Source organism: Chromohalobacter israelensis DSM 3043, assembly GCF_000055785.1.
GTDB lineage: Bacteria > Pseudomonadota > Gammaproteobacteria > Pseudomonadales > Halomonadaceae > Chromohalobacter > Chromohalobacter israelensis.
In genome coordinates this window covers 1815244-1828607 of the sequence record NC_007963.1, presented here as the reverse complement: position 1 = coordinate 1828607, position 13364 = coordinate 1815244, and the positions used below count along the sequence as shown (strand labels likewise).

16 protein-coding genes are annotated in these 13364 nt (G+C 66.4%); 1 reads left to right on the top strand and 15 read right to left on the bottom strand.

The window, feature by feature from the left end; genetic code table 11:
* Positions 1–25: 25 nt before the first annotated feature.
* From CSAL_RS08190 to CSAL_RS08135, 12 genes are all read right to left on the bottom strand, one after another.
* Positions 26–355, bottom strand: coding sequence for a PilZ domain-containing protein (locus tag CSAL_RS08190; protein ID WP_011506907.1), 330 nt, complete (start codon positions 353–355; stop codon positions 26–28).
* An 85-nt stretch (positions 356–440) separates the two neighbouring features.
* Entirely contained in the window at positions 441–1412 is a 972-nt protein-coding gene (locus CSAL_RS08185) for a DNA polymerase III subunit delta' (protein WP_011506906.1), read from the bottom strand.
* The gene (gene tmk / locus CSAL_RS08180; protein WP_011506905.1) at positions 1409–2047 is read right to left on the bottom strand and encodes a dTMP kinase; all 639 of its coding nucleotides are present in this window, start codon (positions 2045–2047) and stop codon (positions 1409–1411) included. Before tmk ends, CSAL_RS08185 begins: the two co-directional genes overlap by 4 nt.
* A gap of 18 nt (positions 2048–2065) precedes the next feature.
* Positions 2066–3067: an endolytic transglycosylase MltG gene (gene mltG / locus CSAL_RS08175; protein ID WP_050934510.1), complete on the bottom strand. Its 1002-nt coding sequence runs from the start codon at positions 3065–3067 to the stop codon at positions 2066–2068.
* Positions 3068–3081: 14 nt separating this feature from the next.
* On the bottom strand, positions 3082–3897 hold the full coding sequence (gene pabC / locus CSAL_RS08170; protein ID WP_011506903.1) for an aminodeoxychorismate lyase: 816 nt from the start codon (positions 3895–3897) through the stop codon (positions 3082–3084).
* 5 nt (positions 3898–3902) lie between these two features.
* Positions 3903–5135, bottom strand: coding sequence for a beta-ketoacyl-ACP synthase II (gene fabF, locus CSAL_RS08165; protein WP_011506902.1), 1233 nt, complete (start codon positions 5133–5135; stop codon positions 3903–3905).
* Between the two features lie 174 nt (positions 5136–5309).
* Positions 5310–5543 (bottom strand): acyl carrier protein, encoded by a 234-nt coding sequence (gene acpP / locus CSAL_RS08160; RefSeq protein WP_011506901.1) that lies wholly within the window; start codon positions 5541–5543, stop codon positions 5310–5312.
* Between the two features lie 99 nt (positions 5544–5642).
* Positions 5643–6386, bottom strand: a complete 744-nt coding sequence (fabG, locus tag CSAL_RS08155; RefSeq protein ID WP_035412948.1) for a 3-oxoacyl-ACP reductase FabG — start codon at positions 6384–6386, stop codon at positions 5643–5645.
* A gap of 17 nt (positions 6387–6403) precedes the next feature.
* The gene (gene fabD / locus CSAL_RS08150; protein WP_011506899.1) at positions 6404–7363 is read right to left on the bottom strand and encodes an ACP S-malonyltransferase; all 960 of its coding nucleotides are present in this window, start codon (positions 7361–7363) and stop codon (positions 6404–6406) included.
* 5 nt (positions 7364–7368) lie between these two features.
* On the bottom strand, positions 7369–8502 hold the full coding sequence (gene plsX, locus CSAL_RS08145) for a phosphate acyltransferase PlsX (RefSeq protein WP_083831132.1): 1134 nt from the start codon (positions 8500–8502) through the stop codon (positions 7369–7371).
* A gap of 24 nt (positions 8503–8526) precedes the next feature.
* On the bottom strand, positions 8527–8697 hold the full coding sequence (rpmF, locus tag CSAL_RS08140) for a 50S ribosomal protein L32 (protein ID WP_011506897.1): 171 nt from the start codon (positions 8695–8697) through the stop codon (positions 8527–8529).
* A 29-nt stretch (positions 8698–8726) separates the two neighbouring features.
* Positions 8727–9254: a YceD family protein gene (locus tag CSAL_RS08135; RefSeq protein WP_011506896.1), complete on the bottom strand. Its 528-nt coding sequence runs from the start codon at positions 9252–9254 to the stop codon at positions 8727–8729.
* A 126-nt stretch (positions 9255–9380) separates the two neighbouring features.
* Here CSAL_RS08135 and CSAL_RS08130 point away from each other — a divergent pair, with 126 nt between their 5' ends.
* Positions 9381–9962, top strand: a complete 582-nt coding sequence (locus CSAL_RS08130; RefSeq protein WP_011506895.1) for a Maf family protein — start codon at positions 9381–9383, stop codon at positions 9960–9962.
* 10 nt (positions 9963–9972) lie between these two features.
* Here the strand turns inward: CSAL_RS08130 and sppA are convergent, their stop codons facing one another.
* From sppA to CSAL_RS08115, 3 genes are all read right to left on the bottom strand, one after another.
* Complete coding sequence (gene sppA, locus CSAL_RS08125; RefSeq protein WP_342341607.1) at positions 9973–11049, bottom strand: signal peptide peptidase SppA; 1077 nt, start codon at positions 11047–11049, stop codon at positions 9973–9975.
* Entirely contained in the window at positions 11046–11750 is a 705-nt protein-coding gene (locus CSAL_RS08120; RefSeq protein ID WP_011506893.1) for an HAD family hydrolase, read from the bottom strand. Before CSAL_RS08120 ends, sppA begins: the two co-directional genes overlap by 4 nt.
* 67 nt (positions 11751–11817) lie before the next feature.
* Positions 11818–12765: an RluA family pseudouridine synthase gene (locus CSAL_RS08115; protein ID WP_011506892.1), complete on the bottom strand. Its 948-nt coding sequence runs from the start codon at positions 12763–12765 to the stop codon at positions 11818–11820.
* Positions 12766–13364: the final 599 nt, after the last annotated feature.

Sequence of the window (13364 nt, the reverse complement as noted above, 5' to 3'; positions counted from 1 at the left end):
GCCGGCACACGGCCCGCGGCATGAATCAAAGGGTATAGCTGGGACGCGTCGGCGTGACACCGTCGAGACACGCCTCGATCAACGTCTTCACGCGCTGGTCGTCGGCGCTGAAATGCACCCCGATGCCCGGCACGCGCCGCCCCCCGATGCCGGGCGGCGACAGCCAGGCGACGCTCCCCGACACCGGCAGGCGCTCGCTTTCCTCCGGCAGGGTCACCAGCAGGTACACCGTATCGCCGAGCGAATAGCGCTCCGACGTGGGCACGAAGATGCCGCCGCGCTGCAACCAGGGCATGTAGGCCGCGTGCAGGGTCTGGGTATCGTGAAATGTCAGGGACAAGGCTTTTTGCGCCACGCAGAACACTCCGTAACAAGGGCATCGGACCGATGCGGAAGCGACCGGACACGATCGCCGCACCGTCGGCGACGCCACGGCACCGTCAAGATCGCAGCAACGATGCCCAGCGCACCAGCCAGGCCTCCAGCACCAGTTGCGCGTTGGGATTGCCGCCCGCCGCGATCAGGCGCCGCTGTTCGCGGGCATAATCGAGCAGGCGAAACCAGTCGCGCACCCGCGCGTTCTTGACTGCCTGCCGGTACAACGGCAGCAGATCCGGGTTGCGCACGTGCTCGGCATCGCCGGCCACGCCCAGGCGGATCAGATCCTCGAGCCAGACGATACCGTACCACAGCACGCGGTCCAACGACTGGGGATCGAGGCGCGCCGCCTCGGCGACCGGCTCGGCACCGCGCACCAGAGCATCGAACAGTTCCCGCAATTCCTGGCGCAGCGCGCGCCCCTCGACCAGCTCCAGCGCGAACTGCGGCAGCCCGCCGGCCACGCGCAGCCAGAAGCGCGCCTGCTCCGCATCCTCGAGGCGTTCGCTCAACCAGGGCAAGGCGCTTTCCGCATCGGGCACGCCCAGGCTCCAGTGCTGGCAGCGGGAGCGAATCGTCGGCAGCATGCGCGAGGGGATGTCGGCCAGCAGCACGAACAGGGTCCTTTCCCCGGGTTCCTCCAGGCTCTTGAGCAGAGCGTTGGAGGCGGCCACGTTCATGGCCTCGGCAGGATGCAGGCGAATCACCCGGTGGCCGCCCTGCTGCGCGGTCTGCGAGACGAAGGCATTGACCTGACGGATCGGATCGATGCGTATCTGACGGCGCTTCTCCGCCGGCGAGATGTCCAGCAGATCGGGGTGATAGCCCGAGGCCAGCATGTGACAGGCATGACACTCGCCGCAGGCCGTCTCCCCCGGCGCATGGCACAGGGTGCGCGCGATCAGGGCGTCGGCGAGATCGTGCTTGCCGACCCCGTGGGGGCCCGAGATCAGCAGCGCGTGAGGCAGACGCTGGGCGTCCTGCTGACGCACCAGCCGCGTCCACAGATCCCGCTGCCAGGGCAACGGCGTCATGACCATGATGCCAACCTCTCGGTCAGGTGTGCGGCGATCGACGCTTGCACCGCCTCCAGGCTGCGATCGGCATCGATCACGGCGAAACGCGTCGGCGCCTGGGCGGCCCGGGCAAGATAGCTCTCGCGCACGGCATTGAAGAATGCCCCGCGCTCGCGCTCGAAGCGGTCCCGTTCGATGCCGCGTCGTTCGACCCGGCGCTGCGCGGCTTCCACCGGCATGTCCAGCAGCAGCGTCAAGTCCGGCTGCAAGCCTTGCTGCACCAGGGCTTCCAGGGTGGCGATACGCGTCTCGTCCAGCCCTCGCCCGCCGCCTTGATAGGCGAAGGTGGCATCGGTGAAGCGGTCGCATACCACCCAGGCACCGCGCGCCAGGGCCGGACGGATCCGCGCGGCCAGATGCTGGGCACGCGCGGCGAACATCAGCAACAGCTCGGCGGTCTCGTCGAGTGGCTCCTGCGGCGCGGGATCGAGCAGCAGCTCGCGAATCGCCTCGGCGCGGGGGGTTCCCCCCGGCTCGCGCGTACGCACCACCTCGATGCCCCGCGCGCTCAGCCAGTCGCAGACGAAGGCCACGTTGGTGGACTTCCCCACCCCTTCGCCCCCCTCGAGGGTGATGAAACGTCCTGGCGTCATGGTGATGGTCGCCCTCGCTCAGCGGTTGAGGATATAGCGGCGTACCGCGGCATTGTGTTCGGCCAGCGTACTGGAAAAATAGTGCGATCCGTCGCCCCGGGACACGAAATACAGGGCGTCCCCGGGGGCGGGGTCCACGGCAGCTTCCAGGGAAGCTTCGCCGGGCATGGCGATCGGCGTGGGCGGCAGGCCGTCGATCACGTAGGTGTTGTAGGGCGTTTCGCGACGCAGGTCATCGCGCGTGATGTTGCCATCGTAGTCCTCGCCCATGCCGTAGATGACCGTGGGATCGGTCTGCAGGCGCATGCCACGCTCGAGACGCCGCACGAAGACGCCGGCGATCCGCCGACGCTCATTCGGCACGCCCGTTTCGCGCTCGATCAACGACGCCAGGATGAGGGCTTCGTAAGGCGTCTCGAGCGGCAGATCGTCGCTGCGTCCCGCCCAGGCGTCGCGCAGCATGTTGTCCATGCGCGCATAGGCGCGTTCGAGCAGCGCCAGATCCGTCATTCCCTTGTGATAGCGGTACGTATCGGGGAAAAAGCGGCCTTCGGGATGCTCGTCCTCATGCCCCAGCGCCGCCATGACCTCCGCATCGCTCATGTCCTGCGTGCGATGCTCGAGCTTGGGCGCCTCGGCCAGTGCGCGACGCATCTGCGCGAACGTCCATCCCTCGGGAATGGTGAGGCGATAGGTGACGATATTGTCGCTGGAGAGCCATGCCACCATCTCGCGACCGCTCATGCCCGGGGTGAGCTCGAACTCGCCGGAGCGCAGGCCGTTCACCGCTTCCGGCGAGAGTTTCGCCAGCACGCGGTACGGCCAGGCGGCCTCGATGATGCCTTGCGACTCGAGTTCGCCCAGGATTTGCTGGAACCCCGCGCCACGCGGCACCTCGTAGATCGTGGGCGCCTCGAGGGCGATCGGGGCCGCCAGCCGGGATTGCCAATACTGGTAGGCGCCGAATGCCGCCACGCCCACCAGCGCCGCCCCGCCCAATAAAATCTTGACCACTCGCATGTCGCTACCTTGTTTCAAGCCTCGCCCAGGGCACTCGCGGGATATCCCAGCAGCGCCTGGGCGTGGCGTTGTAATTGCCTGTGCTCGGTACCCATCGACCAACGCTTCAGACAGCCACCTTGCGCATCGTCCAGGCGTGCCAGTGGCCAGGCGCCTTGCACCGAATTGAGCACCCATGCCGCCTCGGCCTCGATCAGGGCATCGATGCCCGCGTCGCAGGCATGGATCGGCAAATGCTCGCGCAGGGTCGACAGCAGGGTTCCTTCCACGCCGCATGCCGTCAGGCACGGCGTTTCCAGCCGCCCGTGACGTCGCCATACCAGATTCATGCTGGTCGCTTCGACGAGGCGATCTTGCTGGTCGCGGAGCAGGCCCTCGGCAATCTCGGGGGCCTGCCATTCGCGACGCGCCAGTACGTTCTCGAGACGATTGAGATGCTTGATGCCGGCCAGCAGCGGCTGATGACCGAGGCGCAGGTGGCACAGGCGCACGTGCACGCCCTCGCGCCATCGCCGGGGCATGGGCGCGAAGGGGGAGAAACGCCAGCGCAGACGCGGCCTGGGCGTATCGGGCACGGCGTACCCGCGCCCGCCACTGCCGCGCGTCACGAGCAGCTTGAGCACCTGCAGGCCACCTTCCGCCCGCCCGGGCAGCGCGTTCAACGTCTCGGCCGCCGGCATGGGCAGCCCCAGGCGGTCGGCTCCCCGTGCCAGCCGCGCCATGTGCGCTTGCCACAGGACAGGCTGCCCGTCACGCACGAGGACGGTCTCGAAGAGACCGTCCCCGTAAGCGAGGCCCCGATCATCGAACGGTACCGCCTCGTCACCCATGGCGATCAGGTACGACCGAAGATCAGTGACCCGTTGGTACCACCGAAGCCGAAGGAGTTCGACAGGGTGTAGTCGATGGCCATCTCGCGCGCCGTGTTGGGCACGTAGTCGAGCACGCAGCCTTCATCGGGATCGTCGAGATTGATGGTCGGCGGCGCGACCTGATCGCGAATGGCGAGGATGCTGAAGATCGCCTCGACCGCGCCGGCGGCACCCAGCAAGTGGCCGATCATCGACTTCGTGGAACTCACCGCCACGGACTTGGCCGCCTCGCCCATGACGCGCTCCACCGCCTGGCTCTCGGCGACGTCGCCCGCCTGGGTGGAGGTACCGTGCGCGTTGATGTAGCCCAGCTGGCCGGCCTCGATGCCCGCATCCTTGACCGCGTTGCGCATCGCCATCTCGGCGCCGCTGCCATTGGGCGCGGTCATGTGATAGGCGTCGTCGCTCATGCCGAAGCCCAGCAGCTCGGCATAGATGGGCGCGCCTCGACGCTTGGCATGCTCGTACTCTTCCAGCACCAGCACCCCGGCCCCGTCGGAGAGCACGAAACCGTCGCGCTCGCGATCCCAGGGGCGGCTCGCCGCGGCGGGATCGTCATTGCGCGTGGACAGTGCCCGGGCCGCCGAGAACCCGCCCAGGCCCAGCGGCGTGGTGGCCATTTCGGCCCCGCCGCAGACCATGGCATCCGCATCGCCGTACGCGATGGTGCGAGCCGCGTAGCCGATGTTGTGCGTCCCGGTGGTGCACGCCGTGGTAATGGCGATGTTGGGACCGCGAAAGCCATGCTGGATCGCCAGATTGCCGGAGATCATGTTGATGATCGACCCCGGCACGAAGAAGGGGGAAATCTTGCGCGGCCCGCCACGGTTCAGTGCGTTGTGGTTGTGCTCGATCATCGGCAGACCGCCGATGCCCGAGCCGATCGCCACACCGATGCGGTCCGCGTTGTCGTCGTTGCTTTCCAGCCCGGCGTCGGCGATGGCCTGCCCGGCCGCCGCGATTCCGTACTGGATGAACAGATCCATCTTGCGCGCATCCTTGGGGTTCAGGTACGGGCTGATATCGAAGTCCTTCACCGAACCGCCGAAGCGCGTGTTGAATCCCGACGTATCGAACTGGTCGATCAGCGAGATGCCGCTCTTGCCTGCCAGGATGTTGTCCCAGCTTTCCTTGACAGTGTTACCGACAGGGGTCACTAGGCCCAATCCGGTCACCACGACCCTTTTACGAGGCATCAGCTCTCCTCCAGACTTGCGAGTTGGCACGGCATGGCCGTGTTTGGCGCGCATTATACCCGATTCGCCGCCGGGATGGAGACGGCAAGCATGCACAAACGACGAAGGCCGCCCTGATGACAGAGCGGCCTTCGCGAGTCGATTTCGAACCGGGCCGACCCGGCACCGCTCTACTTACTGGTGAGCGACGACGTAGTCGATCGCTTCCTGAACGGTGGTGATCTTCTCGGCTTCTTCATCGGGAATCTCGGTGTCGAATTCCTCTTCGAGCGCCATCACCAGCTCGACGGTATCCAGCGAGTCGGCGCCGAGATCCTCGGTGAAGGAAGACGTGTTCTGGATGTCTTCTTCCTTGACGTTCAGGCGCTCGGCCACAACCTTCTTCACGCGCTCTTCGATGGTGCTCATTATATCGTTACTCCTAGTGGTACGAATCCGCTAGCTCTAGAAAGCTGCGGGTAGTTTATAGACCGCTCCCAGACGACGCAACCAGCGCCTGCAGGGGCGTTAACGCATATTCATGCCGCCGTTGACCTGCAGCGTTTCACCGGTGATGTAACCGGCACCGTCACTGGTCAGGAAGCCGACGGCGGCAGCGATTTCCTCAGGCGCGCCCAGGCGTGCCAGGGGAATGTTTTCAAGCAGTGCATCATGCTGAGCCTGAGGCAGTGCTTGCGTCATGTCGGTAGCGATGAACCCCGGCGCCACGCTGTTGACGGTGATTCCGCGCGAAGCGACTTCACGTGCCAGAGAACGGGAAAACCCTTCCATCCCGGCCTTGGCCGCCGCATAGTTGCTCTGGCCCAGATTCCCCATGGTGGCCACGACCGAACTGATGCTGACGATACGCCCGAAGCGCGCCTTGGTCATCCCCCGCACGCAGGCCTTGGTGACGCGATACAACGACTTGAGGTTGGTGTCGAGCACCGCGTCCCATTCGTCTTCCTTCATGCGCATCAACAGATTGTCGCGCGTGATGCCGGCATTATTGACCAGGATGGTGGGCGCGCCGAATTCCTCGCCGATGGACTTGATCAGGGCATCGACGCTGGCCTGATCGGTCACGTCGAGCACGCGACCCGCCCCGTCGATGCCGTGCGCCTTGAGGTCGGCATCGATGCTGTCGGCGCCCGCCTGGCTGGTAGCGGTGCCGATCACCACGCGTCCCTGGCGGCCGAGCTCGCGTGCAATCGCTTGCCCGATGCCACGACTGGCCCCCGTGACCAGGGCGACCCTACGTTCGCTTGTCATCTGATTTCCCGCATTCATCACTGAGATTCATCCCCTTCGCTACGCGCCAGCTCCAGCGCGCTTTCCAGCGAGTCGGGGTCGTTGACGGCCAGCCCCTTGGCCTGACGCTGAATCCGCTTGTTGAGACCGGTCAGCACCTTGCCGGGGCCGCACTCGATGAACACCCGGGCGCCACGTTCGTGCATGGCGTTGACGCAGTCCGTCCAGCGCACCGGGCGATAAAGCTGTTCGACGAGACGCTGACTGAGCGTGTCGACGTCGTCGTGAGCACGGGCATCGACGTTCTGCACCACGGTGTAGCGCGGCGTCTTGAGATCGAGACCGCCGATTTCCTCGGCGAGACGCTCGGCGGCCGGCTGCATCAGCGCGCAGTGCGACGGCACCGACACCGGCAACGGCAGAGCGCGCTTGGCTCCCGCCTCCTGACACAGCGAAATGGCACGCTCCACGGCCGACTTGTTGCCCGCGATCACGACCTGACCCGGCGCATTATAGTTGACCGCCGACACCACTTCACCTTGTGCCGCATCGCGACACGCGGTCTCGACCGTTTCATCGTCGAGGCCCAGCACGGCCGCCATGGCGCCCTGGCCTTCCGGCACGGCCGCCTGCATGGCCTCGCCACGCAGGCGCACCAGGCGCACGCCCTCGGCGAAACCGATGACGCCGGCGCAGACCATGGCGCTGTATTCGCCCAGGCTGTGGCCGGCCATGACCAGCGGGCGCGGGCCTTCCAGCTCCTGCCAGACACGCCAGATCGCCACGCTGGACGTCAATAGTGCCGGCTGCGTGCAGGCGGTGGTGTTCAAGGTGCTTTCCGGGCCTTCCTGGACCACTTTCCAGAGATCGTAACCCAGCGCGCCCGAGGCTTCGTCGAACGTGGTCCGCACCACGCTGTAGCGCTCGGCCAGCTCCCTCAGCATGCCGACCTGCTGGGAGCCCTGCCCTGGAAAGACAAGGGCGAGGGATTGAGTCATGACAGTCACCTTTGAGGATGGGAGTCGTCGGGTCTGGCGTCACTCGCCAACCCGCTATCCACTCGACCGCCGACTGCCGCGGCCGAGTGGGTAGAAGGCTTGGCAGCGCCCTCGTCGCTCAACGCCCGCGCCAGATGCGCCGGCAGGTCCATGTCGATTTCGCGCACCGCACGCGACACGGCATAGGCAAACCCCTTGGCATCCGCGCCCCCGTGGCTCTTGACGGCGATACCGGCAAGTCCCAGGAGACTGGCGCCATTATAGCGCACCGGGTCGAGCCGACGCTTGAGACGCAGCAATGCCGGGCGTGCCATCGCTCTCACCATGCGCGTCGTCAAATGTGCCTCGAACGTTTCTTGCAATCGCGTCAGCAGCATCGTCGCCAACCCTTCGCTGGCCTTGAGTACCGCGTTGCCCACGAAACCGTCGCAGACCACGACGTCCGCCGCACCGGAAAAGATGCCATCGCCCTCGAGATAGCCGATATAGTCGAACGTACCGTCGCCGATGCGGCGGCTCGCGTCTTCACGCAGACACCGATCCGCATCGCGCACGCTGGGCACGCCCTTGTTGGCCTCGACGCCGATGTTCAAGAGCGCCACGCGAGGCACCGCCACTTCATCGACCACGCGCGCCATGACTGCCCCCATGCGGGCGAAATCGACCAGATGGCGCGTCTGGACATCGACGTTGGCTCCCAGGTCGAGCAGATAGCAGCGCCCTCCGTCCTGCGTCGGCACGGCCGTGCTGATGGCAGGCCGGGAGATACCGCTGATCGTGCCCAGCTCGCGACGCCCCAGCGCCATCAGCGCACCGGTATTGCCGGCGCTGACGCACGCCTGCGCCCGCCCTTCGCGCACGCCCGACAACGCCCCGAGCATGCTCGACCCCTCGGCCTCACGCAGCGCGCTCGCCACACGCATAGCCTGCGAGATGACGCGAGGCGCATCATGCAGGACGAGTCGGGAGCGGTAGCCGGAAAGGCGTTTGGGAAGGGTCTCCAGCTCATCTTCCAGCGCTTCGCGAGGGCCGTACATCTGGATCTCGAGATCCGGATGCATGCTGAGCGCCTGAAGAGAGCCGAGAACGGTGGCGCGGGGACCCAGGTCCCCGCCCATCGCATCGATAGCGATTCGCACGGTCACGTGCGTGGCGACGACGTCTTAAACGTCGACGACCTTGCGGCCACGATAGAAGCCATCGGGCGCCACGTGGTGACGACGATGCGTGGTGCCGGTTTCCTTGTCCTGAGACAGGGTCGGTGCGCTCAGCGCATCGTGGCTGCGACGCATGCCACGCTTGGAACGGGTCTTGCGGTTCTGTTGAACTGCCATGGGTTACACTCCAGAGTGTCGACGATGATTCAAAGTTTGCCTTTCAAGTTGCGCAGCACCTCGAAAGGGCTTGCAGCAGGCTGCTCCGACACGTCGGCATCAGCGCCGCTTTCCAGCTGGTCGCGCGAGACGGGGCAATCCGCCTCATCATGATAAATCACCTGAGGCAGGCTGAGGATGAGCTCATCCTCGACCACCGGCAGAAGATTCAGCTGTTCGTTTTCCACCAACACCGGCTCGTAGTCGCTCGGCAATTCGCTCGCCAGGCTGTCATCGCTGACAAGCCCCAGCAGAAAGCGGCTCTCCAGCGTGACGGGCATGGGCTGCAGGCAACGCCGGCAAGGGATCTGCACGGCCGCCTGAAGCTGCCCCTCCATGCGGCGACGCCCCTGGGTATCGATGCCGAAGTCCAGACGGACTTCGCAATCGCCTTGCTGCGCGCCGATCTCTTCGCCGAGGCGCGACATCGCGTCGAGCGATACCAGCCCCTCGAGGGATTCATGATTGGCGGCGAGCTTGTAGGGCTCGACCTGCTTGGGGAGTCGTGTGGTCAACATAGGCGCGCAATAATAGGGACTCGCCCCGACGCTGTCAAAACAAGCGCGCTGTACAGACACCCGATGTCGCGCCAGACTGCGACGTGACAAGCCCGACCCTGCTCGAATCGTGCAAAAGGAGATGCCATGACCCGCCTCGTTCTCGCCTCCGGTTCCCGCTGGCGCCGCCAGCTTCTCGACCGCCTCGAGCTGCCCTACGCCTGGGCCGCGCCGGACATCGACGAAACGCCGCACCCCCGCGAATCCCCCCAGGCCCTCGTACACCGCCTCGCCCTTGGCAAGGCCACGGCCCTGGCCGGGGAGTACCCCGACCACCTGATCATCGGCTCCGACCAGGTCTGCCTGTTCGATGACCAGATACTGGGCAAACCCGGCGACGCGGCCACCGCCCGTGCCAACCTGCAGCGATTCTCGGGCCAGCGCGTGCGCTTTCTGACCGGCATTGCCGTCATCGATACCGCGCATGCCCGCCACTGGGTCGACCACGAACGCTATGACGTGATCTTCCGCGACTTGAGCGAGACCGAGATCGCCCATTACGTCGACCGCGAGCAGCCGCTGGACAGTGCCGGCAGCTTTCGCATGGAAGGCCTGGGCATCACGCTGTTCGAACGCCTCGAGGGGCGTGACCCCAATACCTTGATCGGGCTGCCGCTCATCCGCCTGTGCGAGATGCTGCGCGAAGCGGGCCTGGACCCGCTCGGCTGAGGCGACACCGTCACTGCACCTGATAGCGCACGGGCGAGGCGTGATGGGCCATGCCGGTCCATTCGGCGGCGACGCGCCCGAGCTGACGCGACAAGCGCGACAGGGGGTCGAGGGCGGGCGTGTAATCCCGCCGCGGCACGCCACCGAAGCGCTCCCGCGACAATGCATCGAGGCTGCTCAGCCCGTCGACCAGCCCCAGCCCGAGGGCCTGCTCGCCCGTCCAGATCAGGCCCGAGAAGAGACGAGGGTCGTCGTCGAGCCGCTCGCCGCGCCCCGCCTTGACGTCGTCGATGAACTGACGGTGCGTGGTATCCAGCACCGTCTGCCAGAACGCGCGCTGCTCGTCGCGTATCGGCGAGAAGGGATCCAGAAACGCCTTGTTGTCACCGGAAGTGAAAACACGCCGCTCCACACCGACCTTGTCGATGGCTTCCTGCAGCCCGAATCCCGAATAGATCACCCCGATCGACCCCACCAGACTGGCCGGCGACGCATAGATGTCGTCCGCCGCCGAGGCCATGTAGTAAGCACCGCTGGCGCCGATGTCCTCGATCACCGCCACCACGGGCTTGTCGCCCTGCGCCGCCAGACGGCGAACCTCGTCGTAGACGCGCTGCGACTGTACCGGACTGCCGCCCGGACTGTTGATGTGCAGCACCACGCCCCGCGACGACGGCGCTTTCCAGGCGTCACGCAGCCCCTCGATGATGCGCTCGGCACTCGCCTCGCCCTGCGCATCGATCACGCCCTGCACCTCGACGACGCCCAGGTGCGGTCCCGCGGCGCCCGTCATGTCGCGCCCGGCGAAAAATACCGCATAGGTCGTCATCGCCAGCGAGGCGGCAATCAGCGCCGCGAAGACAAAGCGGAAGAACAGCTTCCAGCGTCGCGTACGGCGCTGTTCGACGAGAACGCCATCGATCCAGCGATCGAGCATGTGCTGCTCGCGCAGGCGGCGCAGCTCGCGCAGCTGCTCGGGGTCGCCGGCGGCGGCCTCCTCGGCGCGCCGGCGGTCCTCGTCTCGCGACCCGCGCCCCACCTCGGGGCCTTGCGTCCAGGCGTCGTCACGCTTGTCATCACCCATCATGTCTCACTCCGTGCCATCATCGTCGCGGGGGCGTGCCGGGGCTCGGCCATGGGCGCGTACAGCGCCTCGAGCAACGCAGGAAAGGTATCCACCATGCAGACCGGCTGGCTGCGCGCCAGTCGCTCTCGCGCATGCACGCCATAGGTCACCGCCGCGCGGTCCATGCCCAGTGCACGCGCCATCTCCATGTCGTATTCGGTATCGCCGACCATCAGCGCATCGCGGGGCTCGACCCCGGTCTCGGTCAGCAGTTCCTCCAGCATCAGAGGATGCGGCTTGGAGCGCGTCTCGTCGGCCGTGCGGCTGGCATGGAACCAGTCACCGCTGCCGGTATGGGCAAAGACGCGATCCAGCCCGCGACGACTCTTGCCGGTGGCCACGGCCAGGCGCAGCCCGGGCTCGCCGCGCAGCCTCGCGATACCGGCTTCCACGCCCGCGAAAAACGCCATCGGCACCTGATCCGCCGCCACGAAGTGCGCGGAATAGCGCTCGCGCATGCGTTCGCGCTGCGCGGCCGGCATCCCCGGGCACAGAATCTCGAGGGCCTCGGGCAGCCCCAGGCCGATGATGTCGCGCACGGCCGCGTCGGTCAGCGGCCCGGCGCCGACATCGCGCGCGGCCGCTTGCATGCAGGCGACGATACGCGCCGCGGAGTCCATCAAGGTGCCGTCCCAATCGAAGATCACTAGCCGATAGCGCAAACCCCTTCCCCCTCGTCGATACCCTGTGTCGGCGCCCCGCTCCGGGCACCGCCGTGAACCGTTTCCCTCAGCGCGCTTGCCGCGCCCTCGCCAGCACCGCCTCGAGGGTCTCCCCGAGCGGCGCCTTGACGTGCACCGGACGGCCGCTGCTGGGCTCGGGGAACGTCAAGGCGTTGGAGTGCAGGAACAGGCGCTCCAGCTTGAGCTCGCGCGCCAGACGCGCGCCCTCGCGGGTGCCGTACTTGTCGTCACCCAACAGGGCGTGCCCGGCATGTGCGGCATGGACGCGGATCTGGTGCGTGCGCCCGGTGACCGGCTCGGCCTCGATCAAGGTGACACGCGAAAAGGCCTCGCGCACGGCGAAGCGCGTGCGCGACACCTTGCCCTGACTGTCGACCCGCACTCGCCGCTCGCCATTGCCCGCATCGAAACGATCGAGCCGCGCGCTGACGAACTCGCGCCGCGTCGGCCAGCGCCCCTGCACCAGCGCCAGGTACTGCTTGTCCATCTGGTGTGCCTTGAGCGCCTGGTTCAAGGTCACCAACGCCGTACGTGACTTGGCCAGCAGCAGGCACCCGGACGTGTCGCGATCCAGGCGGTGCACCAGCTCGAGGAAGTCCAGATCGTCGCGCACCTGACGCAGGGCCTCGATCAAGCCGATCTTCACCCCGCTGCCACCATGCACGGCGAGCCCGGCCGGCTTGTTGATCACCAGCCAGGCCGGCCCTTCGACCAGCACGCTGCCCGCCAGCAGGTTGCGCAATCCGTCGCTGACTTCGCGGACCGCCTCCTCGGGTGCCAGCCGCAGCGGCGGGATACGCACCAGATCGCCCAGCTCCAGGCGATAGTCGGCCTTGACCCGCTTCTTGTTGACGCGAATCTCCCCCTTGCGCACGATCCGATAGATCAACGACTTGGGCGCACCCTTGAGCCGTGTGCGCAAGAAATTGTCGATCCGCTGACCGACCTGCCCTTCACTCACTTCCACCCACTGTACGTCGCGGCCTTCGGCCATGCGCACCCTCTCCTTATACGAATCACCACCGGATTTCGGCGCTGGACGCCACACGCCATTCTACCGCAGCGAGACAGCCTTGAGGCCAATTGCTGCGTTATCGCTTTACTGTTATATTCGAGGCTCGCTCAAATGGGCATCAAGCGCCCGTCAGTTGCGCCTGCTCTGCAGACACGCAGGCCCGAGCGAAGAACATGACATCCCCCCGCGCGCCGATGCCGCATCGTCGCGCCCAAGGGGAAGCGAACGTTTGGAACGCCATGCCCGCTAGGGGCGCACGACTCGCTCGTCGCCAACCACACGGGGTGACATAAACACCGTGCCGGGGCCGGCGTCGCCGAATCGACCAATTGCTAGCTGTCTGGCGGATGACCGCAGGGCCGGACGGGCACACACTCCCGCCGAAACACGTCCTGCCTCCGCCGTGTACTCAACATGCTCTTGCAGTGTTCAGGGATGGGTAGAACGGGATCGATACGAACGGAACAACGAAGTTGAACACCCTTCGAAGCGCTGGCGGGCCCTCTCGTCCACCGCATTCGGCGGCCATCATCACGCGCGTCGTCCCCAACGGGGCGGCGACATCCGTTGGTATGCCT